This is a genomic window from Devosia sp. SD17-2 (genome assembly GCF_029201565.1).
Taxonomy (GTDB): Bacteria; Pseudomonadota; Alphaproteobacteria; order Rhizobiales; family Devosiaceae; genus Devosia.
Map to the genome: position 1 here is coordinate 1,782,948 of NZ_CP104002.1, position 22,880 is coordinate 1,805,827.

The window sequence follows — 22,880 nt, forward strand, 5'->3', positions numbered from 1 at the left end:
GCCCCAGGCGGAGGTCTTTTTGTATGGTTGGCGCGTGATCTCCTTCGCCCACAGTCGGCTTCCCTCCCCTTGATGGGGAGGGATTGAGGGTGGGGTGGGGCCGCTTGCCACGCCGAATTGGCAATCCCGGCTTTAAAATCCGTCCCTCTCAAGGGCTCGGCGTGAGCCGCACCGCACTTTCCCCCATGCCAACCTGCTGCAATGCTGGACATTCCGGTTCACTGCACGATAAAAAGCCACGATTTTCTTCAAGGGCGCGCTCGTGCCCGTTCCGCATGAAAGCTAGTTGATGACCAGCGTAAACGATCTCCGTTCGAGCTTTGTCGATTACTTTGCCCGTAACGGCCATGAAGCCGTGGCGTCCAGCCCGCTTGTGCCGCGCAACGATCCGACGCTGATGTTCACCAATGCCGGCATGGTGCAGTTCAAGAACGTCTTCACCGGCGTCGAAAAGCGGCCCTATTCCACGGCGACGACCGCGCAGAAATGCGTGCGCGCAGGCGGCAAGCACAATGACCTCGACAATGTTGGGTTCACCGCGCGCCACCACACCTTCTTTGAAATGTTGGGCAATTTCTCCTTCGGCGATTATTTCAAGCCCGAAGCGATTGAACTCGCCTGGAACCTTCTGACCAAGGACTGGGGGCTCTCCCGCGACCGTCTCATGGTCACCGTCTATGAGGACGATGACGAGGCGCTCGAGCTCTGGAAGAAGATCGCCGGCATTTCCGAAGATCGTATCGTGCGGCTCGGCGCCAAGTCCAACTTCTGGCAGATGGGCGATACCGGCCCCTGCGGTCCGTGCTCGGAAATCTTTTACGACCATGGCGACAAGGTCTGGGGCGGTCCTCCGGGCTCGCCGGATGAAGACGGCGATCGCTGGATCGAAATCTGGAACCTCGTGTTCATGCAGTTCGAGCAGCATGCGGATGGTTCGCGCACCGGCCTGCCGCGTCCGTCCATCGACACCGGCATGGGCCTCGAGCGCGTCGCCGCCGTCATGCAGGGTGTCCACGACAATTACGACATCGATCTGTTCAAGGCGCTGATCTCGGCAGCCGCCAACGTCACCAATGCCGACGTCAACGGCCCGGGCAATCGTTCGCTGCGCGTTATCGCCGACCACCTTCGCTCGATGAGCTTCCTCATTGCCGAAGGCGTGCTGCCCTCCAATGAAGGTCGCGGCTATGTGCTGCGCCGCATCATGCGCCGCGCCATGCGCCACGCAACGCTCCTCGGTGCGAGCGAGCCGACGATCTACAAGTTGGTTCCGACCCTCGTGCGCGAGATGGGCCAGGCCTATCCCGAGCTCAGCCGTGGCGAAGCCATGATCGCCGAAACGGTCCGCCTCGAGGAAGGTCGCTTCCTCAAGACGCTCGGCCGTGGCCTGCAGATTCTCGAAGCCGAGACGGCCTCGCTCGGCGAGGGCGACGTGCTGGCTGGTGGCACCGCCTTCAAGCTTTACGACACCTATGGCTTCCCGCTCGACCTGACCCAGGATGCGCTGCGCTCGCGCTCCATCACTGTCGATCAGGCCGGTTTTGACGCCGCCATGGCCCAGCAGAAGGCCGAAGCCCGCAAGAACTGGGCCGGCTCGGGCGAGGCTGCCACCGACACCGTCTGGTATGGCCTTTCCGACAAACTCGGCCCCACCGAATTCCTCGGCTATGAAACCGAGACCGCAGAAGCCGAAATCAAGGCTCTGCTCGTGGACGGCGCCGAAGTCGACGTCATTGCGGCTGGTCAGGAAGGCATCGTCATCGTCAACCAGACCCCGTTCTATGGTGAAAGCGGCGGGCAGGTCGGTGATACCGGCGTCATCAAGGGCGAAGGCGTCAGCGCCGAAGTTCTGGATACCGGCAAGCACCACGGCGTCTTCGCGCACAAGGTCAAGGTCACCGAAGGCAGCTTCAAGCTTGGCCAGGCTGTCGAGCTGATCGTCGATCATGATCGCCGCTCGTCCATCCGCGCCAACCACTCGGCCACCCATCTGCTGCATGAGGCTCTGCGCCTCGTCCTCGGCGACCATGTCGCCCAGAAGGGCTCGATGGTTTCGGCCGATCGCCTGCGTTTTGACTTCGTGCACACCAAGCCGGTCACCCCGCAGGAACTGGCCGAGGTCGAGGACATCGCCAATGCCATCATCCTCCAGAACACGCCGGTTGAAACCCGCCTGATGGGCGTGGAGGAAGCCAAGGAATCGGGTGCGCGCGCTCTCTTCGGCGAGAAGTACGGCGATGAAGTGCGCGTCGTCTCCATGGGCGAGCCCACTGGAAATGGCCTTGGCTGGTCGGTCGAGCTTTGCGGCGGGACCCATGTCCGTCGCACTGGCGATATCGGTCTCGTCTCCGTGGTTGCCGAAAGCTCGGTTGCCGGCGGCGTGCGCCGCATCGAGGCGTTGACCGGCAAGGCTGCCCGCCATCGCGGCAATGACAGCACCAATATCGTGGCCTCGGCCGCAGGCATCCTCCGCTCCGGCACCCATGAAGTGCTCGAGCGCATCGAGGCGCTGCAGAACCAGCTCAAGAGCGCCGAGAAGGCCCTTAGCGACGCCCGCCAGAAGCTGGCGCTCGGCGGCGGCGGTGCCGGTGCCGCGGCCTCCGAAACCATCAATGGCGTCACCTTTGTCGGTCGCGTCGTCGAAGGCGTCGTTGCCAAGGACATCAAGTCAGTGGTCGACGCCGAGAAGAAGCGCATCGGCTCGGGCGTCGTCGTCATGGTGCTCAAGGGCGAAGACGGCAAGGGCACGGTCGCCATCGGCGTCACCGAAGATCTCACCGGAAAATATGCCGCCGGCACGCTCATCAAGTCGGCAACGGCTGCGCTGGGCGGGCAGGGTGGTGGTGGCCGCCCGGACATGGCCCAGGGTGGCGGTCCGGATGGTTCGAAGGCTGAAGAAGCCATCGCCGCGATCCGCGCCCTCATCTAAAGCAGGTTCGGATAATCCAATTGCAAACGCCCCGTTAGTGACGGGGCGTTTTCGCATTTGAGGTGTGTCAATGCTAACAGTCTGCTAGCCAACTCGGCGCAGATGCGACGCTAAAGTCCAGCGCGGAAGAAGAAGATGCGTGGCTTCCAGCGGATGGGCCGGTTCTCGCTGAGCACGTTAAGGACGCCCGAAGCAATCACCACGAACATGCCGGCAATGGCGATCCAGTCCGGGAATTCCCCGAAGAAAGCGGCGCCGAAAATAATGGCCCAGATCAACTGGCTATACTGCACCGGCGCAATGAGATTGGCCGGTGTGCGACGCGTTGCCGAGATGATCAGGAGCCCGCCGACGCCGCCGAGGAGGCCGATGGCGAGGAAGATCAGGAATTGCTCGAAACTGGGCATGACGAATGTCGGAATCATCAGCAAGCCATTGATAATGCCGGAATAAAGCACCTGCAGGCCGACTAGGCTGACCCGCCGTTCCCGCGGCGCGACATGGCGCAGGATGATGGTGGTGAAGGCGCCGAGCATAGAGCTGAACACCAGGATATAGTGGCCCAGCTGCAGGTCGCGCATCCCCGGCCGAATGACCAGCACCACCCCCATGAAGCTGACAAACAACAAAAACCAGCGCAGCGCCGTGACATTTTCCTTGAGCAGCAGCACGCACAGCAGGGTCACAAAGATCGGCGTGGTGAAGGCGATCGCATAGACATCGGCAAACGGGATATGGGTGAATGCATACATCACGCAGCCGGTGGCGGTGATGGCCGTAGCGCAGCGAATATGGACCAGCCAGGGATGATGGAGCTTGTACATGTCCCGCCAGCGCTCGCCGCGCTTGTGCAGCATCAGCGGGATGATGGAAAAGCTCGTGGTGAAAAAAGCTATTTCAAATACCGACATGGTCGGCCCGACAGCCTTGATCAGCGCATCGGCAAACGAAAAAACAGCGTAGCCGACAAAGGCCAGTATGACGCCGATCGGCATCGCAATATCCAGGAAAAAAGGGCCGCGGCCCATGTAAGAATGCCTCTACCATACCAGAGGCTTTATGACTGTGTGGTTACGGTGCCGGCGCGATTTGCGCAAGAGGCAAACCTTTTAGCGTGGGTCCGACCAGCTCGATCCGATTGGTCCAGACATAGCCCGAAAACCCTTCCGGGATCTGCGCGAGGGTCTCCAGGTCATCGATGCCCGCCGTGCCGGGATCGCCCGCGCCATAGGGGCCGAGCAGGATCACCTCGCTTCCCGCATCGGCGAAGCGTTGCAGCAGGAGGTTGGGCCACCCCCAGAGGAATGGCGCGGCATTGATCGGGATCATCACCTTGGTATTGCGGCAGCTTTCCGGAACTATCCCCGTCCACCCGTAGAGCTCGTATTGTATGAGGCAGTCCGTCAGTCCGCGCCGCGACCAGACATTGAGCCCCACGATCTGCTGGGCCGCACGAAAAGTCGGCTCGTCGCCGCCATATGCGCCCCAGATGGCATTCCGCCACTCCGGGTGCTCGGCTAGCAAGGTGGCCAGCATGTCGCCCTCGCGCGCCTCACGGCTCTTGAAGTTCACGAGGAAACGCTTGTCGGGAAATGCAGTCAGCACCTCGCCCAATTCCGGAATTTGCCCTGTGCCCTTGCCGCGAAAGGGAAATGTCTCCCCGCCATCGGCAGTGTAGCCATGGCCGATATCGAGCGCCTTGAGTTCGGCGAGGCTGTGGGCCCGCGTCTCGCCCTGGCCTTCCGTGCGGCAATCCACCGTCCAGTCGTGCATCACCGCAAAATGGCCGTCCGTTGTGGGATGAACGTCGATTTCGACGATGTCGGCACCGGAGCGGAAGGCGGCGTCCATCGAAGGCAAGGTGTTTTCCAGCAGCCCATGTCGCGGCTCGTCGATGCGCTCGGCCGTGCAGGTGTCGCTTTCGAGGCCGTCGCGGTGATAGGTCTGGTGCACGCCGCGATGGGCGATCAGCTGCGGCCCGTCACCGGACGGCGGTGCGACGCGCCAGCTCGCATTGAACAGGTAAACGCCGCCCAGGATCAATGCAGGCACCAGCAGCCGCTTCTTCATTTCGGTAATCCCCCCACCACTCGCCTCTGAATGAGTAGGGCCGGGGGCAATAATGCGTCAAAACCTTTTTAGTGCTGAGTACTTCGCCCAGTGTCCTGGCCTTTTGCCTGAGCCGGACTTGCCCCGATACCCGGCAGTCCAGACGAACTTGGCGGCGGACCGGCCAAAACAAAAAAGGCCGGGGAATATCCCCGGCCTTTCCTATTCTATCCAGCCGAAGCTTACGCCATGGCCTTCTGCAGGTTCTGGTCGATGGCATCGAGGAAGCCGAGGGTCGACAGCCACGGCTGATCCGGACCGACGAGCAGGGAAAGATCCTTGGTCATCTTGCCTTCTTCGATGGTGTCGACGGTGACCTTCTCGAGCGTTGCGGCGAACTTGGCCAGTTCGGCATTGTCGTCCAGCTTGGCGCGGTGCGCCAGGCCACGAGTCCAGGCGAAGATCGACGCGGTCGAGTTGGTCGAGGTTTCCTTGCCCTGCTGGTGCTGGCGGTAGTGGCGGGTCACGGTGCCGTGGGCCGCTTCAGATTCAACGATCTTGCCATCTGGCGTCGCCAGCACCGAGGTCATCAGGCCAAGCGAGCCAAAGCCCTGGGCCACGATGTCGGACTGCACGTCGCCGTCATAGTTCTTGCAGGCCCAGACATAGCCGCCGGACCACTTGAGAGCGGAAGCGACCATGTCGTCGATCAGGCGGTGTTCGTACCAGATCTTGGCTTCTTCGAACTTTTCCTTGAACTCGGCTTCGTAGATCTCCTGGAAGATATCCTTGAAGCGGCCGTCGTAGACCTTGAGGATGGTGTTCTTGGTCGACAGATACACCGGCACGCCGCGGGCAAGGCCGTAGTTGAAGCTCGAATAGGCGAAGTCGCGGATCGAGTCGTCGAGGTTGTACATGGCCATGGCGACGCCGGCACCCGGAGCCTGGAACACTTCGTGCTCGATGACCTTGCCATCTTCGCCGGTGAACTTGATGGTCAGCGTGCCCTTGCCCGGGAAGGTGAAGTCGGTGGCGCGATACTGGTCACCGAATGCGTGGCGGCCGACGATGATGGGCTGGGTCCAGCCGGGAACCAGGCGCGGCACGTTCTTGCAGATGATCGGCTCGCGGAAGATCACGCCGCCCAGAATATTGCGGATGGTGCCGTTGGGCGACTTCCACATCTTCTTGAGGCCGAATTCCTCTACGCGGGCTTCGTCAGGAGTGATGGTCGCGCACTTGATACCAACGCCATATTCGCGGATCGCATTGGCGGAGTCCACGGTCACCTGGTCGTTGGTGGCGTCGCGGTTCTCGATCGACAGATCATAATACTTGATGTCGAGATCGAGGTAGGGATGGATGAGCTTGTCCTTGATCGCCTGCCAGATGATGCGGGTCATCTCGTCGCCGTCGAGGTCGACCACCGGATTGGCGACTTTGATTTTGCTCATGGAACAACTCCCTGGATTTGCTTGTGTTGGCCCTCGGCCAGCGTCGAAAGCCCCTATAGCATCGTCAGCGAAAAGCGCAAACGCGCGCACGGCATGGGGGCTTGCCCAGACAGGAGCTATTGGGCCGGCAGGGTTTCGACAAAGCGTCGGGCCCGGTCTATCCATGCGGCGAGGCTGTCCTCGTCTTCCACCATGTCGCCGGTGACGATGACAAAGCCGGCCATGGTTCGCTCGCCCATGGTCATCTGCTCGGCCCCGTGTTCGAGCGCTTCGGTCATGCCCTCCTTGCCGACCCGCACCATCATCGATCCGTCTTTGACAGGGCAGACCAGCATATTGCCGTTGAGTATGAAGGCGATGCCGCCGAACATTCTCTTCTCCCGCACCATGGCGTTGGGCGGGAGCAGGTCTCGCACCCGATCGGCCAGTTCTTCCCGGGCAAGGCTCATGGCTGGGGCGCTCCCCGATAGGTCTGGTGGCGGGGCAAATGATCGGCGATCAGGTCCCAGCCCATCTGGTCACGCGCGAAAATCAGCTGGTTGGGTGCGAACCAGTCGTTCTGTCCGGCAAAAAGCCCCGCGGGCAGGATTTTCACCCCGGGCGCACGGGAGCTGGCGGCAGCCAATGTTGTCCCGCATTCGGGACAGAAATGCCGCGTGAAACTGGCGCCGGAGGCCGCCGGGCGCGAGATGGATCTGGTCGCGCCGCTGATGGCGACGCTGTCGGCTGGCACAAGGACCACCGAGGAATGGCCGCTGCCGCTCACCTTCTGACAATTGTGACAGGCGCATTGAAACATCGAGAGGATCCGCCCCTTCACCGACAAGGTAATGGAGCCGCAATCGCAATTGGCGGAGAGATCGATTTCTGGATGATGCTGACCTGACATGGGTGCAGGCTGGCACGCGTCGTCCGGCCACGCAAGCGACTTGCCACGGGGCTCCGGGCCAGAGATTATTAGGCGGGGGAGTGCAATGGCACCTATACCGCAATTTCCGATAGAGACCGAGCGCCTGAAGCTGCGACCGTTTACGCGCGGCGATGTCGACGACGTCTTCGCCTATCGCAGCCTCGAAATCGTTGCGCGCTATCTCTTCGATCCGCCGCTCAGCCGCGAAGAATGTGCAATGGCGGTACAGCAGCGGACCACGCAGACCGGCATGGAGGAGGACGGGGACCGGATCATTTTGGCCGTGGAAAGCCGCGACGGCGGGCCGGTCATTGGAGAGGTGTCGCTGATCCTGCGCTCACGGGACGCCCGTCAGGGCGAACTGGGGTGGATTTTCCATCCCCATTCCCAGGGCAGAGGACTGGCTTCCGAGGCTGCCCGGGCAATGCTGTCGCTCGCCTTCGATGGCGTCAAACTTCACCGCGTGTTTGCGCGCTGCGATGCGCTCAACGCGCCGTCTTGGCGCCTGATGGAGCGCCTCGGCATGCGGCGCGAGGCGCATTTCCGTGAACACGCCCTTTTCAAGGGACGTTGGGACGAAGAATTCATCTATGCCATACTCGCACGTGAGTGGGCGGCGGGCGCGCTTTAGTTGCGCACAAAATCAAATTTCCCACCTATGTTAAGGTTTCTGTACCCCGCATAATCGTGGAAAGCCGAGTTTCCCTGATCTCGACTTTGTTATCCGAATTCTGCCAATGATTACAGGAACTTCGGTCTCCCCTCCGCGTTGTTGTTTTAAACGTGTGTGTTTGCGGAGGGATTGTGGATCATGGCGAGTTTTAGCCTCAGTACGAAAACGGATCGCCTGGTGCTCAGGCCTTTCCAGCGCGGCGATGTGGCCGCAGTTGCGCGCTATCACACGCTGCCCAGCGTGCAGCGTTATGTTGTGCGCCCCACCCGCTATCCGGAGGATGTTGCTGGCGCCGTCGAGATCATGCGTGGCCATACGGCGTTGCAGCGCCCCGGCGACACGATCAGCGCTGCCATTGTCCGCCAGGTCGAGGGTGATCTCATCGGTCAGGTGAGCCTGCACTGGTCCGACGCGACGGCCGGGCAGGGCGAGGTGCGGTTCGTGATCAACCCCGTCCACGCCGGAAATGGCTATCTGTCCGAAGCCCTGTCGTCGGTTTTCGACGTCGCATTCGGCCATTTCCGCATCCATCGCCTGTTCGTGAAATGCGAAGGCCGCAATCATCATACCGCCAAGCTGATGCAGAAGCTGGGGATGCGGCTCGAGGCCCATTATCGCGAACACGCGCTTTTCCAAGGTGAATGGGACGAGGAGCTGCATTTTGCCATTCTCGATCGCGAGTGGCAGGCATCGTCCAAGGTTCGCCCGCTGCCGCTGCAGGGCCGCGTCGCCTGAATTGCCCCGCGGCGGCAATTAGGCTATGCCGCCGTCCTTATTCACGGGATGGCGGCACATGGCAGGCACGGATAGTTCTCAACCGATCAATTTGGCACCTACTCCGGCGATCATCCTGTGTGAGCCGCAGCTGGGCGAGAATATCGGTTCCGCCGCCCGCGCCATGGCCAATTTCGGCCTGTGGGACCTGCGCCTCGTTAGCCCACGCGATGGCTGGCCAAACGAAAAGGCGGTCGCTGCCGCTTCCAAGGCCGATCACGTGCTCGAACGCGTCACCGTCTACGACACGCTCGAAGCGGCGATTGCCGACCTCACGCTGGTCTACGCCACGACCGCCCGCTCCCGCGACATGCAGAAGGAAGTCTATGGCCCGGAGGAAGCGTCCGGCGCCATGGCGGCCCATATTGCCGGCGGCAAGAAGGCGGGCCTCTTGTTCGGACGCGAGCGCTGGGGCCTCCTCAATGACGAAGTGGCGATGGCCGACGCCATTGTCACCCTGCCGGTCGAAGCGGCGTTCGCCTCTCTCAATATCGCGCAGGCGGTCTTGCTGATGAGCTATGAATTCCGCCGCACCAGCGATGCCGGACGCGCGCTGCCGTTCGAGGTCGAGCACGAGCCCGCGCCGCGGACCGAACTGGTGGGCCTCTTCGAGCATCTTGAAGGTGTGCTCGACCAGTCAGGCTTCTTCACGACCGAGGTTAAGAAGCCGAGCATGGTCAATAATCTCCGCACGGCGCTGACGCGTGGCCGTTTTTCGAGCCAGGAAATCCGCACCCTGCGCGGTGTGATCTCCTCGATCGACCGCCGCCACGAACGCCCCAATCCCAACCGGCAGAAGCCGCAAAAGCCCGGCCAGCCGAAAGACTAAGGCGTTTGTGTACGCTTTGAGCCGTTTCCGCCTTTGACGGCGGGGCGATGGCGTGGCAATCGATTGGGCATCATGCATGCTCCCACCGAAAAACACCGCATCGCCCTCACCTACAAGGGCTTCCGCTTCTTCTGGCTTACGACGCTGCTGGTCAGCTTTGCCGTCCAGATCATGTCTGTCTCGGTGGCGTGGCAAATCTACGATGTCACCGGAAATGTGTTCCTGCTCGGTCTGGTGGGCCTCAGCCTCTTTCTGCCAGCGCTTCTGCTGATCCTTGTGACAGGGCTGACGGCCGACCGCTTCAATCGACGCGGGATCATGGCTGTCTGCCTCACGGTCGAACTGGTCTGCGCCCTTGGGTTCCTCACCTTCGTCAATGCGCAGGAGCATGAGGTCTGGCCGATCTTCGGCATATTGGTCCTTCTTGGCACGGCCCGTGCCTTCTGGAGCCCGGCCGCGCAGTCGCTGGCGCCCAATCTGGTGCCGCCTGAGGCGCTGTCCAACGCCATCACCACCAATGCCACAGCCTGGCAGATGGCGGCCATTCTCGGCCCCGCTGCCGGTGGCCTGCTCTATGGCATTGCCCCCTCCGTCGCCTTCGGCACCTCGGCGGTGCTGCTGGCATGCGCCGTCGTCACCGTGCTGATGATCCCCAAGCCGGCCCAGGTGCGCGACAGCCAGGCCAAGAGCCTCGAAACCATCTTCGGCGGCTTCCGCTATATCCGCTCCAGCAAGGTGGTGCTCGGCGCGATTTCGCTCGATATGTTTGCCGTGCTGATGGGCGGGGCAGTGGCCCTCCTGCCGGTCTACACCAAGGATATTCTGCACGCGGGGCCGCAGGAGCTGGGCCTCCTTCGCGCAGCGCCCGGCATTGGCGCCATCGCCATGGCGCTGTTCCTCACCCGCTTCCCCATCCGCGACCACGCGGGCAAGCTCCTGTTCCTCTTCGTCGGCCTGTTCGGCCTCTTCACCGCGATCTTTGGTCTCTCGACCACGGTGTGGGTGTCCATACCGGCGCTGGCGCTGGTCGGGGCGTCCGACATGGTCAGCGTCACCATCCGCGAGACCATCATGCAACTCTGGACGCCAGAGGAGGTCCGCGGTCGCGTCAATGCGGTCAATTCGGTGTTCATCGGCGCCTCCAACGAGCTTGGCGAGTTCCGGGCGGGCACGGTGGCCCATTTCATCGGTCCGGTGCCGGCGGTGGTGATTGGCGGATTTGGCGCCATTGCCGTGGCAGTCATCTGGAGCCGAATCTTCCCGCAGCTGCGCGACCAGCGCACGCTCGACAAGAAAATGGCGTGACCGGCAAAAACTCCGGCTTTCCGGGGCTGTTTACTGTTGTCGAGGCCGCTCCCGGCCTTGACTCCCCTTCCTTGCCCCTCTAAGACGCATCCACCTATTCCGGCCTAACGGCCCATAGGCGCACCCGGGATTCTCTGATGGGAGTCTGTCGGTCCTTCGCAAGGAGGGCAGAGGAGGGCGCGATCCATTCGAACTCTAACTCAACGAAGGATACGCGATGTCGAAGCGTCATTCCGTAAAGTACAAAATTGACCGTCGCCTTGGCGAGAACATCTGGGGCCGTCCGAAGTCCCCGCTGAACGCACGTGCCTATGGCCCCGGCCAGCACGGTCAGCGCCGCAAGGGCAAGCTGTCGGACTACGGTCTGCAGCTGCGCGCCAAGCAGAAGCTCAAGGGCTACTACGGCTCGATCACCGAAAAGGGCTTCCGCAAGCTCTATGACGAAGCCAGCCGCCGCAAGGGCGACACCGGCGAAAACCTGATCGGTCTGCTCGAGTCGCGTCTGGACGCGATCGTCTACCGCGCCAAGTTCGTCGCCACCGTCTTCGCTGCCCGTCAGTTCGTGTCCCACGGCCACGTCCTCGTCAACGGCAAGCGCGTCAACATCCCGTCCTACCAGGTCAAGGTCGGCGACAAGATCGAAGTGCGCGAGCGCTCCAAGCAGCTCACCGTCGTTCTGGAAGCCAACACCCTCGCAGAGCGTGACGTTCCGGACTACATCGACGCCGACCACAACAAGCAGACCGCGACCTATGTCCGCGTTCCTGCTCTGTCGGACGTGCCGTACCCGGTCCAGATGGAACCGAACCTGGTCGTCGAATTCTACTCGCGTTAATCGCGACACGAATTTACAGAATTGCGAAAGGGCCGCTCCTCGGAGCGGCCCTTTTGTTTTGGTGCGATTGCTCCTACCTTATCGTTCAGGGCAGGGCATACGCGAAGACGGGTTCTCGCCATGAATGAAAAGCTGAACATCACGCTCCCCGCGGAGATGGTGGCGGTGATCAGGGAACAGGTTGCCTCGGGACGCTACGCCTCGAGCAGCGACATGCTGAAAGATGCCATGGCCTCGTGGATGCGTGACGAGGAAACGCTTCGAGGCGTCAAGGCCAAGATCCAGGCATCACTTGATGATCCGCGTCCCTCCATTCCGGTGGATGAAGCGTTCGACCGGCTCCACAAACGCATAGACGACCGCCTCAAGGCGCGCTGATGCGTCACGCGTCTGTTCGGTTATCGGAAGAGGCGCTATCTGATCTGGAAGACATCTTCTTCCTCCTCATCGACAACGGCGCAGACGTCGCGGTAGGCCTGCGGTATCTCGGCCGCATCAGACAGAGATGCGCGAAAATCGGGGATGCGCCGCAGGGCTATCCCCTGAAACCCAGACTGGGTCCTGGGATTCGATTGGTTCCTTTTGAGCGGAGCGCTACCATCGTTTATCGCCTGAGCGGAGGCGATGTCGAAATCGTTCGGGTGCTTTACGGGGGGCGTGACTACGAAAACCCAGATCTGTTCGGGTAGTTTGCTCGCAGGGCTGCACCGTGAGCATCGCCAGCTTTCCTGAAACCAAAAAAGGCCGCTCCAAGGAGCGGCCTTTCCGATTTTGAGCCGTGCAGGGATCAGGTCCCCTGCGGCAGGCCTTCCTTGCCCCCGTCGAGATCGGTGATGAGCGCTTCGAAATCCGCCTCAGTCGCGAGATAGCGCGGGTCGTCATAGTCGACGCCCGACACGGCATCGGCAGGAATATGCGACTCGAACAGGCGCAGGCGCTTATAGACCGAGATCAGCGAGATAATCGTCGTCCACGAATTGGCCAGGAACTGGAACGATCCCTCAACCTGGTTGAAGGCGTTGCTGACCTGCTGGAACAGACCGAAGGTCAGGGCACCGGCCGCAATGGACGGCGACATGGCGATCAGCGGCACGAAGTTCGAGCCCTGCAGGTAGATGTAGCGGGCCACGTTGAAATAGAGATAGTGGCCATAGAGGCGGAAGTAATTGCGCTGCACGCCAAGGAAGAACTCCTTGGTATCGAGCGGGCGCGCCCGCTCAAGGTGGTCTTCGCCATATACCAGCTCCTTGCGGAAGGCCGCTTCCACCCGCTGGTTCTGGAACTCGAGTCCAGGGAGCTTGACGCCCACTGCCGCGAGCAGAACCGTGCCGGCTGCAGCTGAAACCAGCGCCACCCAGACAAGGCTCCCGTTGACCGCACCAAACACCGGGATTTCGGTGATGTGCTGCGACAGGTCCCAGAGCAGGGGGAGGAACACCAGAAGCGTCATGATCGAGCCGACAAAGGCGACGGCCAGACCTTCCACGATATTGGCGAAGCGCTGGGTGTCTTCCTGGATACGCTGGGATGCGCCTTCCACGCCGCGCAGTTTTGGCCAGTGGCTCATGTAGAAGAAGGTCATCGCCCGGCGCCAGCGGAAGAGATAGTGGGCGATGAAGAAGGCGTTGAGCACGAGCACGGCGATGCGCGGCAACAGCACGTAGAGCACTGTCCAGAGGTCGCCATAGATCTGGTCAAGCGTCACGCTGCCAGGTGTCGTCATGGCAGCCTGCAGCATGTTGTAGAATTCGCCGTACCAGGAATTCATCCAGGCGCCGATCTGCACGTCGAAGAAGACGACTTCGATGATCGTCACCGAGCCGACGACAGACCACCAGTACCAGCGGCGGTTATTGCCGATGAAATACCATGGTATACAGAAGAGGTAGCCTACCATGAGCACGTATTGGTAGAGCCAGACCTTGTCTGCGGTCAGGAACGGGTTGGGGTCCGTCTCCGTGGGGACCTGAGCAATAAGCGGTGCCAGGCTGAGCACATTTGCAAGCGCTGGTCCGATGGTGAACCAGACCAGCATGGCGAACGCGGTCCAGAGGAGCGCGGAGGTGAAAAATAGCTTCGGCTGCGGAAAAAATGAACGAAACACCGAGAGACTCCAGGGTGCCGGGGAGATGGCGTCATCTAACTGTGACAATCAGGATTAAACAAGGACGCCAAGTGAAGCTTTGGTAAGGTTGGACCTCGGGTTTGACTTTCCATCCCCCCCAAGGGGCGATATCAGCTAGCCAACCATTCAATTGAGAGTTTCGCCATGACCGCGGTGATGGAAGCCCCCGCCACGCCGGAAGACGATGCCGACACCGGCGTCCATCCGATTTTCGCCAAGGCCCCGCGTTCGGTCGAATTCAACAAGCTGCGCAAGCGCCTCATTCGCAATGTCCGGGAGGCTCTCGAAAAGTTCGCCATGGTGCGTCCGGGCGAGAAGTGGCTGGTCGCATTGTCGGGTGGCAAGGACTCCTACGGCCTCCTTGCCATCCTGCTTGACCTCAAATGGCGCGGCCTCCTGCCGGTTGAACTGCTCGCCTGCAATCTCGATCAGGGCCAGCCGAACTTTCCGAAGCACATTCTGCCGGAGTTCCTCACCGGCCTCGGCATCGAGCATCGCATCGAATACAAGGACACCTATTCGATCGTTACCGACAAGCTGCCGGCCGGCGCGACCTATTGCTCGCTCTGCTCGCGCCTGCGCCGTGGCAATCTCTATCGCATCGCCCGCGAGGAGGGCTGCACGGCACTCGTTCTCGGGCACCATCGCGACGACAGCCTCGAAACCTTCTTCATGAACCTCTTCCATGGCGGCAAGCTGGCGGCCATGCCGCCCAAGCTGGTCAACGACGAGGGCGATCTCGAAGTGCTGCGCCCGCTCATCTACTGTGCCGAAGAAGATCTGCAGCGCTTTTCGGATGCCATGCAGTTTCCGATCATTCCCTGCGATCTCTGCGGCTCTCAGGATGGCTTGCAACGCAATGTCACCAAGGCCATGCTGACGGACATGGAAAAGGCAATGCCCGGGCGCAAGGACGTGATGATACGCGCGCTGGGCAATATCAATGCCAGCCACATGCTCGACCCCCGCCTGTTCGATTTTGCAGGCCTCTCCCTCAAGCCCAAGGACTCGTAATCTCATGAATATCGATCGTCTGGCCGCAATCCTCAAACAGGCTGCACAGCAGGAGATCCTGCCGCGCTTCCGGCGGCTCGACGACGTGATGATCCAGACCAAGACCGGCGCGTTCGACCTCGTCACCGAGGCGGACACCAATGCCGAGCGGGTCATCACTGCAGCCATCCTCGATCATTCACCCAATACGCAGGTCATTGGCGAGGAAGCGGTCGCGGCCAACCCGGCTCTGCTTTCCGCCAGCCTCGAGGATCGAATCACGATTTACGTCGATCCCGTTGATGGAACTGCCAATTTTGCCGGTGGCCTGCCGCTCTTCGCCGTCATGGCCGCGGTGGTGCAGAACGGGGAGACCGTCGCTGGTGTCATCTACGATCCCATGGGCGACGATTTCCTGATGGCCGAAAAGGGCTGCGGCACCTGGCAGGTGTTCCCCGATGGTCGTCGCATTCGCATGAAATTTGCCGATCCGGTTCCTGTCTCCGAAATGGGTGGGCTGGCCTCCACGGGCTATCTCCCGCTGGAACAGCGCCGGGTGCTGATGGGCAATCTGGCCAAGGTGAAGATGTTCGGCAATTATCGCTGTGCCGGTCACGAATATCGTTTCGCGGCGGGCGGCAATGTCCACTTCCTCGGCTACGGCAAGCTCATGCCCTGGGATCATGTCGCCGGTGCCCTGATGATGCGCGAGTGCGGGGCCCATGTCGCCAAGTTCGACGGCTCCGAATATCGCCCCGGCGATATCGAAGGCGGCCTCCTCGTCGCCCCCGATAAGGACAGCTGGGACGAACTCAAGCGCGAGATTTTTACTATCTGACCCAGTGGGGGCGTCGAATGTCCGGCGCATGGCTCGTCGTCCCGGCAACGAATGCGTGAGTAAAAGACATGTCGTTCCAAGCCTATCTCGACGCCGTGGAAACCAAAACTGGCAAGACGCCGCGCCAACTGCTGGACATCGCCCGCGCCAAGGGATTTGACGATCCCAAGATCAAGGCGGGCGAAATCCTCGACTGGCTCAAGACCGAATACGAGTTGGGACGCGGCCATGGCATGGCCATGGTGCACGTCATCAAGAAAGGCCCCGAAATCGACATCAAGCATGTCGGCACATCCGGTGTGCATCGGGATGAGAGCAACATGTTGTGGCTCGACGGCATAGCGAACAGGCCAGCCTGATTCTGGGCCTCTTGCATCGACTCATAAGTCCGTGCTTATCTGTTGTCATGAACGAAGCGGAACTCTTCAAAGTCCTGGCCGACCCAACGCGGCGGGCCATTCTCGAGCGCCTCTCCGGTGCCGAGATGACCGCCACCGATCTCAGGGAGGGCTTTGCCATCTCCCAGCCGGCCATGTCGCAGCACCTGGCCGTGCTGCGGGGGGCAGGGTTGGTCGCCGAGCATCGCGAGGGCCGCTACGCCCATTACCGGATCGCCCCGGACGGGTTCGCGCCGCTGCATCAGTGGTTGGCGCGCTACCGGGACTTCTGGCCGAGCCGCATCGACAATTTGAGGGATGTGCTCAAGGAGACGGATCAGTGATCGACAGCAAAGACGCGCTCACCTTGGAGACGGTTCTCGATGCGCCACCCTAGAAGGTCTGGCGCGCCCTGACCATCCCCGAATATCGCGACCGCTGGTTGCAGCAGCCTGATGACGTCAAACTGCACTTGGTCGCTGTCAACGCTAACAGTCTGCTAACATTTAGCTGGGTTGAGAGGGACAAAGAGAGCCTCGCGACAATCGAGCTCCACCCGACCGAGGACGGCCGGACTGCCTTCCGCCTGACCCATGTTCCCGTCCGCATTCCGGCCGCTGCCAACAGCAATGAGCCTGGCACGACAATCATGCGCGCCGCCTAATCGAGCCAGTTTAACGCATTGAAAAATAAGGGAGGTCGCCGATGCGCGACATGATGCAACTCGTCCCTATGGTGGTCGAGCAGTCCAGCCGTGGCGAGCGCGCCTTCGACATCTACTCCCGCCTCTTGCGCGAGCGGATCGTTTTCATCAACGGCCAGATCGAGGACACCATGTCCTCCCTGGTCTGCGCCCAGCTGTTATTTCTTGAATCCGAAAACCCTGCTAAGCCCATCTATCTCTACATTAATTCGCCGGGCGGCGTGGTGACGTCGGCTCTGGCCATGTACGACACCATGCAGTTCATCAAGGCCCCGGTCGGGACCCTCTGCATGGGCATGGCAGCCTCGGCCGCGACCCTTATCCTCGCGGCCGGCGAAGCCGGGATGCGCGCCGTTTTGCCCAATGTTTCCATCATGTTGCACCAACCCTCCGGTGGCTATCAGGGGCAGGTGACCGACATCATGATCCATGCCGAGGAGAGCCTCAGGCTCAAGCGGCGGACCAATGAAATCTACGCAAAACACTGCGGCCGGAGCTATGAGGAGGTCGAACTGGCGCTGGAGCGAGACCGCTACATGGCGCCCGAAGAGGCCCAGGCATGGGGGCTGGTAGACCATGTCTACCAGGACCGGAGCCAGCTTCAGGGGCCGGCTCCGTCCGTCGGAAGTTAGTGGCCGGCAGGTTCGGCGGGCTGGTTATACTGCTCGCCGACCCCGAAGAGCTTGCCCTTCTCGGCGATGAGAACGCAGATCAAAGCCATGATTCCCATGCTCAAATAGCCACCGGCAATATTTGCGGCGGTGCCGTTGTAGTGCTGCCCGATATAGGTGCCGATCAGCGTGCCGCCGACAGTCTGGATAAAGGCGAAGGTCGCCGCCGCAGTGCCGGCAATCTTGCCAAGCGGCTCCATCGACAGCGAATTCATGTTCGACGTGGACCAGCCAAAGCAGAACATGACGATGGCAAGAAGCCCGTAAAAGGCCGGGAATGGCAGGAGATGGGTCAGGGCCAGGGCAAACATGACCGCGCCGGTCACCGTGTAGACAATGATGGCGCTGTGCGCGAGCCGGCGCATGCCAAGCCGGCGGACGACGCGGGAATTGGTGAAGGAGGACACAGCCATCAGCGCGCCAATGGCGGCGAAGGCGGGGGTGAACCACATGCCGACGTCATAGGCCTCCACATAGACCTGCTGGGCGGAAGTGATGAAGCCCATGAGCGCGCCGAAGAGGAACATGCCGGCAAGCCCGTAGAAGAAGGCGGTGCGGTTTGTGAATACCAGCTTGAAGCCAAGGGCAATGCCGCCAAAGCTCATTGGGCGGCGCTGTTCGACTGGCAGGGTTTCAGGCAGCTTCAGGAACGCCCAGAAGGCAATTGCCGCAGCAAGGACGCCCATGAACACGAAGATCGCCTGCCACGGACCGGTAAGCAGCAGGATCTGGCCGATTCCCGGCGCCACGATCGGCACAGCCATGAACACCATGAAGGTCAGCGACATGACTTCGGCCATTTCACGGCCCGAATATTTATCCCGGACCACGGCGGTGGTGACAACGCGCGCACTGGCCGCGCCGACGCCCTGGATAAAGCGCAGGGCGAGGAGCGTGGTGAAGTCTGGCGCAAAGACAGCGGCGATCGCCGCCACGACATAGAGCGCAAGCCCGGCAAAGAGTGGCGCGCGGCGGCCAAAACGGTCGCTCAGCGGCCCGAAGGCCAGCACCGCGATACCCATGCCGAGAGAATAGAAGGTGATGACGAACTGGCGTTCGTTTTCCGTCGTGATTCCATAGGCATCGCCCATGTAGGGCAGGGCGGGCAGCATCACGTCCACGGCGATGGCATTCATCGTCATGATAGCGGCGATCAATGCAATGAAATGCGGGCGCGAGAGCACCCTTGTGAAGTGATCCGACATACTAAAGCTCGATAGGAAGCTCGCCCGGAAGAGGGCGGTGCGAAGAGTGTTGATCGGACCATGAACCCGTCCGACCCACTTGGCAAGACTTTATCGGCAAAGGGCGATGCTTGAAAAATCAGGCCGGCTTGAGCCCGAATTTTGGGGCACTGCGCTCATTTATGGGCATGTGGATCACCGCGGAGGCAAGGCCGAGCAGGATGCCGAGATACCAGACGAGGCTGTAGGAGCCCGTGTGGTCATAGACAAATCCGCCGAGCCAGATGCCGATGAACGAGCCGAGCTGGTGGCTGAAGAAGGCGACGCCGTAGAGCATGCCCATGTAGCGCGGGCCGAAGAACAAGGTCACGAGGCCAGCGGTCAAAGGCACCGTGGAGAGCCACAGGAGGCCCATGGCGGCGGCAAAGGCATAGGCCGTGACCTCGCTGACCGGCAGGATCAGGAAGGCCGCAATGGCCACGGCACGCAGGAAATAGATGCTGGCCAGCAGCATCTGCTTGGGCAGCCGGCTTCCCAGCCATCCCGACATCAGCGAGCCGACGATATTGAAGAGGCCGATGACCGCAATCGTCCAGCTGCCCACTTCCGGGGAGAGACCGCACTGCACCAGGTAGGCGGGCATGTGGACGTTGATGAAGGCGAGGTGGAAGCCGCAAACGAAAAAGCCGATGACCAGCAGGCGATAGGACCCATGGCCCCAGGCGCTGGACAGCGCTTCCATGAACTTGAGGTCTGCCTGGCCCGGAACCGACTCAGCGCGGCCGCGCAGGGCGCCGGCCAGCGGAATGATGAGCAGCAGCAGCAGCGCCAGCCAGACGAGCGCCATCTGCCAGCCGAAGGCATTGATAAAGCCCTGACCGACGGGAGCGAAGATGAATTGCCCGGCCGAAGAGGCGGCGGTGGCGACGCCAAAGATGAAGCTGCGCTTTTCGGCTGGCACGACGCGCCCGAAGGCCGCCATCACCACGCCGAAGGAGGCCACGGCAATGCCGACGCCGGTGATGATGCCCGCGGTCAGGGTCAGGCTGAGCGTATCGGGCGAAAAAGCCATGCCGAGCACGCCGGCGGCATAAATCAGGCCGCCAAGCGCCAGGACCCGGCCGCTGCCATAGCGATCGGCAAGTCCGCCGGCGAAGGGTTGGGTGATCCCCCAGACGAGGTTCTGCACGGCCATGGCCATGCCCCATTGCTCGCGGCTGAGGCCGAGGTCCTCGGTCACCGGGAGGGTGAACAGCCCAAAGGCACCGCGCGTGCCGAAGCCGATGGCGGCAATGATGCAGCCAGCGATAATGACGACGGGCAATGGAATTGCGAGGCGGGAGGGGGCAGCGCTGGACATGGCAAACACCGGAACGAAAGACGCCGGCGCAATCTACGCCCGCCGCATCATCACGCAAAGCAATATTGCACAATGGCAGCTATCAAATCCGGTGATGGCGTGAGATTTCCGAGCGACTAGAAGATCTCAAAAAGTAGAAGGGTCCCAACGGTTTAGGTTGGGACCCTTCGAAACTGATTCAGGCAGGTCAGGCGCTCTGCTTGACCGTGATGCCAGCCTGTTCGAGGTGCGTCTGCAGCTCGCCGGCCTGGAACATCTCGCGCACGATATCGGCGCCACCCACGAACTCGCCCTTGACGTAGAGCTGGGGAATGGTCGGCCAGTTGGTGTAGGCCTTGATGCCGTCACGAAGCTCTTCGCTTTCGAGCACATTGGCGCTGCCGTACTCGACGCCGAGATAGCCCAGGATCTGAACGACCTGACCGGAGAAACCGCACTGCGGGAAATCCGGCGAGCCCTTCATGAACAGGAATACGTCGTTGTTCTTCACCTTGTCGTCGATGAAAGCGTTGATATCGGTCATGGGAGTAGGCCTTTCGCAAAGTCCGGGTTCAAGGGCCGGCTGATGTTGGCTCTTAAATAGGATAGCGCCCGTTCACTGTCGAGGGCATCACGAAATTAGGCGCTAGGATTTCAGCCGCTCGGCGATCCAGGGGTGGGTGGTCACCACGTCATTGCCGGTGAAATGCGCCGTCTCCCAACCGGCCTTGCGGGCGACATCGAGCACCTTCTCGGTATCGTCGAAGAAGAGGGGCTGCTCATCGGAGGTGATCATGCGCTCATCGGCCATGGCGAAGAATTTCTTGTCGTATTTGGTCCGCCCGAAGCGGGCCGAATAGAACATGTCCTCGAACAGCCCGCTAAGCTGGGTGTTGTGCCAGATGAACTGCGCGCGGCTGTGGTCCTGGTTGGTGGCGAGATAGAGCCGCACATCTTCATGTGCCTTGAGACGGCGAACGATCTCAACCAGTTCGGTATTGGGGTTGAAATCGAAGCCCAGCCAGAGATCGAGCATGGCCATGGTCGAGCCCCTGTAGCCAAAGGCCTTGAGGCGTCGGTCGAGGGCCTCGACCATCGGCATTTCGCCGATCAGCACGCGCTTCATGAAAATGTCGAAGATGAACTCGCGCTGGAAGCGATCGGGATTGATACCGATATTTTGCAGCGCGGCGTCCCAGCGATCGCGGAGGTCGGGGCGGGCGTGATAGCCGTGCACGAGCACGCCATCGACGTCGAAAACAATCGCTCTGGCCAAACTCAGTCCTCGTCGTTGGTCTTGAAAATGCGGCGAATGCCATTGCCTTCGTGGGCCTCGCCTGAGAAGCGCGCAATCAAGTGCAAATGGGTGTGAAAGACTGTCTGCCCGGCGACGGCGCCAACGTTCCAGCCAAGGGTAAAGCCCTCTGGATCTTCGTGGTCAAAAAGGGCGCGAGCGCTCGCGAGGGCAGCGGGAAAATCCTGCCACTCGTCGCTATTCATCTCAAAGGGCGTTTCGGTATGGCGTTTGGGAATGACAATCGCGCCGTGCGCAAAGCGCGTGTCGACATTGCGCAGAATGTAGAAGTGATCCGTGGAAGCGACCGGACTATCGAAGATAAGTTCGTTTTCGAGACAGAACCGGCAGCCTTCCGTCATTCGTCCATGGCCCCGAGGCCAATGAGGACAGAACGGGGAATTTTGAGATCCGCAATGACCTCGTCGTGATCTTCAAAACCCAGAAGCTCCCGCTGCACAAAGTAGCACCAAACAGCATCGCGGGCTTCGGCAAGGAGTGCCTTGGGTGCCGGATCAGCATCGAGGGCAGCGACGGCGTTCTTGACCCGCCGTTCCGCCGCCCCCAGTGAATTGGCCTTTTCCGCGAGTATCTCATGCTCGATCGCCGCAGTTCCGGCCTCGGGCCGGACCATGCGGATCAGATCGAGAGAGGCGCGCAGGCCCGACATTACTCGGGCACGTTGGTTTGCAGTGCCAGGGCATGGAGGGCTCCCCCCATGTCGCCCTGCAGGGCCGCATAAACCAGCTGATGTTGCTGAACGCGGGATTTCCCGCGGAACTGCTCGGAAATCACCGTCGCAGCATAATGGTCACCGTCGCCGGCCAGATCGCGGATTTCGATTTCCGCATCGGGCAGGGCGGCCTTGATGCGGCGCTCGATCTCACTGGCGTCCATTGGCATGTGCACTCTCCCCGTAATTCAAAAGCCGAACAGTTCGGCCCACGCCCTTGATATGGCATGGGCCTCCCGCGGCTTCAATATCGGGTGGGGGCTATTGCCCAGACGCGGCTTCGGCTTCCGGCTCGACGTCCGCGCCGATGCAGCATTCGGCGTCCGAGCGGGTGGCAAAATTGGCAAGGATGAAGTCGACGATCGGGCGGGCCTGGTCAGCCACTTCGGTAGCGTAGAGGCAGTCGAGCACATAGCCACGGCTTTGGGCCACTGTCTCGGTGTGCACGAGGGTCAGCGGCATGCCCATGGGAGAATCGGTGCTGGTGCCCTCGTAAATCAGCGCGGTGGCGTCCTGGAAGGCAGTGGTGCTGGCCGTGCCGAGCGCGAAGCCGGGGAGCGACTCGATCCAGCCCGCGGTGACCGCGTCGCGATCCAGTGCGCCGAGGGCACTTTCCGCCGTCCAGCTTGTGTCTTCCACCGGCACAACACTGAGCTCGCACTGCAGCGGGGCATTGGGATGGTTGATCGTGAGGCTTTCAGAGGCCCCGCCCGTGGCGATCATGGTCTCTGGATAGATCAGCGTATAGGGCTGATCAGCGAGGATGGACCGGGTGATATTGACGCTCTGGGCCATGCTGGCCGCCGGCAGAAGCCCCATGCAAACGCCCGCCAGCGCCGCGACTGCCCAGTTCCGGTTCATTCGA

At 61.3% G+C, this 22,880-nt stretch carries 27 protein-coding genes; 13 read left to right on the forward strand and 14 right to left on the reverse strand.

Going from position 1 to position 22,880, the window contains the following annotated elements:
* The first annotated feature begins 289 nt into the window (after nt 1-289).
* Entirely contained in the window at nt 290-2,929 is a 2,640-nt protein-coding gene (gene alaS / locus NYQ88_RS08670) for an alanine--tRNA ligase (RefSeq protein WP_275654533.1), read from the forward strand.
* Between the two features lie 110 nt (nt 2,930-3,039).
* Here the strand turns inward: alaS and NYQ88_RS08675 are convergent, their stop codons facing one another.
* From NYQ88_RS08675 to NYQ88_RS08695, 5 genes are all read right to left on the reverse strand, one after another.
* The gene (locus NYQ88_RS08675; protein WP_275654534.1) at nt 3,040-3,924 is read right to left on the reverse strand and encodes a DMT family transporter; all 885 of its coding nucleotides are present in this window, start codon (nt 3,922-3,924) and stop codon (nt 3,040-3,042) included.
* A gap of 76 nt (nt 3,925-4,000) precedes the next feature.
* Entirely contained in the window at nt 4,001-4,999 is a 999-nt protein-coding gene (locus NYQ88_RS08680; protein ID WP_275654535.1) for a glycerophosphodiester phosphodiesterase family protein, read from the reverse strand.
* 221 nt (nt 5,000-5,220) lie between these two features.
* On the reverse strand, nt 5,221-6,432 hold the full coding sequence (locus NYQ88_RS08685; RefSeq protein ID WP_275654536.1) for an NADP-dependent isocitrate dehydrogenase: 1,212 nt from the start codon (nt 6,430-6,432) through the stop codon (nt 5,221-5,223).
* Nucleotides 6,433-6,548: 116 nt separating this feature from the next.
* Nucleotides 6,549-6,881, reverse strand: a complete 333-nt coding sequence (locus tag NYQ88_RS08690) for a TfoX/Sxy family protein (protein ID WP_275654537.1) — start codon at nt 6,879-6,881, stop codon at nt 6,549-6,551.
* On the reverse strand, nt 6,878-7,321 hold the full coding sequence (locus tag NYQ88_RS08695; protein ID WP_345774620.1) for a GFA family protein: 444 nt from the start codon (nt 7,319-7,321) through the stop codon (nt 6,878-6,880). The genes NYQ88_RS08690 and NYQ88_RS08695 overlap by 4 nt, the downstream gene beginning before the upstream one ends.
* 85 nt (nt 7,322-7,406) lie before the next feature.
* Between NYQ88_RS08695 and NYQ88_RS08700 the strand changes: the two genes are divergently transcribed.
* The 7 genes from NYQ88_RS08700 (at nt 7,407) to NYQ88_RS08730 (ending at nt 12,447) form a co-directional block, all read left to right on the forward strand.
* On the forward strand, nt 7,407-7,973 hold the full coding sequence (locus tag NYQ88_RS08700) for a GNAT family protein (protein WP_275654538.1): 567 nt from the start codon (nt 7,407-7,409) through the stop codon (nt 7,971-7,973).
* Nucleotides 7,974-8,153: 180 nt separating this feature from the next.
* Nucleotides 8,154-8,750, forward strand: coding sequence for a GNAT family protein (locus NYQ88_RS08705; protein WP_275654539.1), 597 nt, complete (start codon nt 8,154-8,156; stop codon nt 8,748-8,750).
* 58 nt (nt 8,751-8,808) lie between these two features.
* Nucleotides 8,809-9,618, forward strand: coding sequence for an RNA methyltransferase (locus tag NYQ88_RS08710; protein ID WP_275654540.1), 810 nt, complete (start codon nt 8,809-8,811; stop codon nt 9,616-9,618).
* 72 nt (nt 9,619-9,690) lie between these two features.
* Entirely contained in the window at nt 9,691-10,923 is a 1,233-nt protein-coding gene (locus NYQ88_RS08715) for an MFS transporter (protein WP_275654541.1), read from the forward strand.
* Nucleotides 10,924-11,140: 217 nt separating this feature from the next.
* Nucleotides 11,141-11,758 (forward strand): 30S ribosomal protein S4, encoded by a 618-nt coding sequence (gene rpsD / locus NYQ88_RS08720; RefSeq protein WP_275654542.1) that lies wholly within the window; start codon nt 11,141-11,143, stop codon nt 11,756-11,758.
* A 120-nt stretch (nt 11,759-11,878) separates the two neighbouring features.
* Nucleotides 11,879-12,136: a type II toxin-antitoxin system ParD family antitoxin gene (locus NYQ88_RS08725; protein WP_275654543.1), complete on the forward strand. Its 258-nt coding sequence runs from the start codon at nt 11,879-11,881 to the stop codon at nt 12,134-12,136.
* The gene (locus tag NYQ88_RS08730) at nt 12,136-12,447 is read left to right on the forward strand and encodes a type II toxin-antitoxin system RelE/ParE family toxin (protein ID WP_275654544.1); all 312 of its coding nucleotides are present in this window, start codon (nt 12,136-12,138) and stop codon (nt 12,445-12,447) included. The genes NYQ88_RS08725 and NYQ88_RS08730 overlap by 1 nt, the downstream gene beginning before the upstream one ends.
* 98 nt (nt 12,448-12,545) lie before the next feature.
* Here NYQ88_RS08730 and sbmA read toward each other — a convergent pair whose 3' ends face one another.
* A complete protein-coding gene (gene sbmA, locus NYQ88_RS08735; RefSeq protein ID WP_275654545.1) occupies nt 12,546-13,862 on the reverse strand; it encodes a peptide antibiotic transporter SbmA in 1,317 nt (438 codons plus the stop codon).
* Nucleotides 13,863-14,027: 165 nt separating this feature from the next.
* Between sbmA and ttcA the strand changes: the two genes are divergently transcribed.
* The 5 genes from ttcA (at nt 14,028) to NYQ88_RS08760 (ending at nt 17,426) form a co-directional block, all read left to right on the forward strand.
* Entirely contained in the window at nt 14,028-14,897 is an 870-nt protein-coding gene (gene ttcA, locus NYQ88_RS08740) for a tRNA 2-thiocytidine(32) synthetase TtcA (RefSeq protein ID WP_275654546.1), read from the forward strand.
* A 4-nt stretch (nt 14,898-14,901) separates the two neighbouring features.
* Nucleotides 14,902-15,714 carry an inositol monophosphatase gene (locus NYQ88_RS08745; protein WP_275654547.1) on the forward strand — a complete coding sequence of 271 codons (813 nt, stop codon included), beginning with the start codon at nt 14,902-14,904 and terminating at the stop codon, nt 15,712-15,714.
* Between the two features lie 68 nt (nt 15,715-15,782).
* Nucleotides 15,783-16,073: a DUF4287 domain-containing protein gene (locus NYQ88_RS08750; RefSeq protein ID WP_275654548.1), complete on the forward strand. Its 291-nt coding sequence runs from the start codon at nt 15,783-15,785 to the stop codon at nt 16,071-16,073.
* Nucleotides 16,074-16,120: 47 nt separating this feature from the next.
* Nucleotides 16,121-16,435 carry a metalloregulator ArsR/SmtB family transcription factor gene (locus NYQ88_RS08755; RefSeq protein WP_275654549.1) on the forward strand — a complete coding sequence of 105 codons (315 nt, stop codon included), beginning with the start codon at nt 16,121-16,123 and terminating at the stop codon, nt 16,433-16,435.
* A gap of 361 nt (nt 16,436-16,796) precedes the next feature.
* Nucleotides 16,797-17,426, forward strand: coding sequence for an ATP-dependent Clp protease proteolytic subunit (locus NYQ88_RS08760; protein ID WP_275654550.1), 630 nt, complete (start codon nt 16,797-16,799; stop codon nt 17,424-17,426).
* Here NYQ88_RS08760 and NYQ88_RS08765 read toward each other — a convergent pair.
* The 8 genes from NYQ88_RS08765 to NYQ88_RS08800 all read right to left on the reverse strand — a co-directional run bounded on the left by NYQ88_RS08765 (nt 17,423) and on the right by NYQ88_RS08800 (nt 22,876).
* Complete coding sequence (locus NYQ88_RS08765) at nt 17,423-18,670, reverse strand: multidrug effflux MFS transporter (RefSeq protein ID WP_275654551.1); 1,248 nt, start codon at nt 18,668-18,670, stop codon at nt 17,423-17,425. The two genes, NYQ88_RS08760 and NYQ88_RS08765, sit on opposite strands and share 4 nt — an antisense overlap.
* A gap of 118 nt (nt 18,671-18,788) precedes the next feature.
* Complete coding sequence (locus tag NYQ88_RS08770) at nt 18,789-20,009, reverse strand: MFS transporter (protein ID WP_275654552.1); 1,221 nt, start codon at nt 20,007-20,009, stop codon at nt 18,789-18,791.
* Nucleotides 20,010-20,196: 187 nt separating this feature from the next.
* On the reverse strand, nt 20,197-20,532 hold the full coding sequence (grxD, locus tag NYQ88_RS08775; RefSeq protein WP_275654553.1) for a Grx4 family monothiol glutaredoxin: 336 nt from the start codon (nt 20,530-20,532) through the stop codon (nt 20,197-20,199).
* A 102-nt stretch (nt 20,533-20,634) separates the two neighbouring features.
* Nucleotides 20,635-21,264, reverse strand: coding sequence for an HAD family hydrolase (locus NYQ88_RS08780; protein WP_275654554.1), 630 nt, complete (start codon nt 21,262-21,264; stop codon nt 20,635-20,637).
* 2 nt (nt 21,265-21,266) lie between these two features.
* Nucleotides 21,267-21,644 (reverse strand): HIT family protein, encoded by a 378-nt coding sequence (locus NYQ88_RS08785; RefSeq protein ID WP_275654555.1) that lies wholly within the window; start codon nt 21,642-21,644, stop codon nt 21,267-21,269.
* Nucleotides 21,641-21,952 carry a DUF6665 family protein gene (locus NYQ88_RS08790; RefSeq protein WP_275654556.1) on the reverse strand — a complete coding sequence of 104 codons (312 nt, stop codon included), beginning with the start codon at nt 21,950-21,952 and terminating at the stop codon, nt 21,641-21,643. Before NYQ88_RS08790 ends, NYQ88_RS08785 begins: the two co-directional genes overlap by 4 nt.
* Entirely contained in the window at nt 21,952-22,185 is a 234-nt protein-coding gene (locus NYQ88_RS08795) for a BolA family transcriptional regulator (protein WP_275654557.1), read from the reverse strand. The genes NYQ88_RS08790 and NYQ88_RS08795 overlap by 1 nt, the downstream gene beginning before the upstream one ends.
* A 91-nt stretch (nt 22,186-22,276) precedes the next feature.
* Complete coding sequence (locus NYQ88_RS08800; RefSeq protein WP_275654558.1) at nt 22,277-22,876, reverse strand: hypothetical protein; 600 nt, start codon at nt 22,874-22,876, stop codon at nt 22,277-22,279.
* Nucleotides 22,877-22,880: the final 4 nt, after the last annotated feature.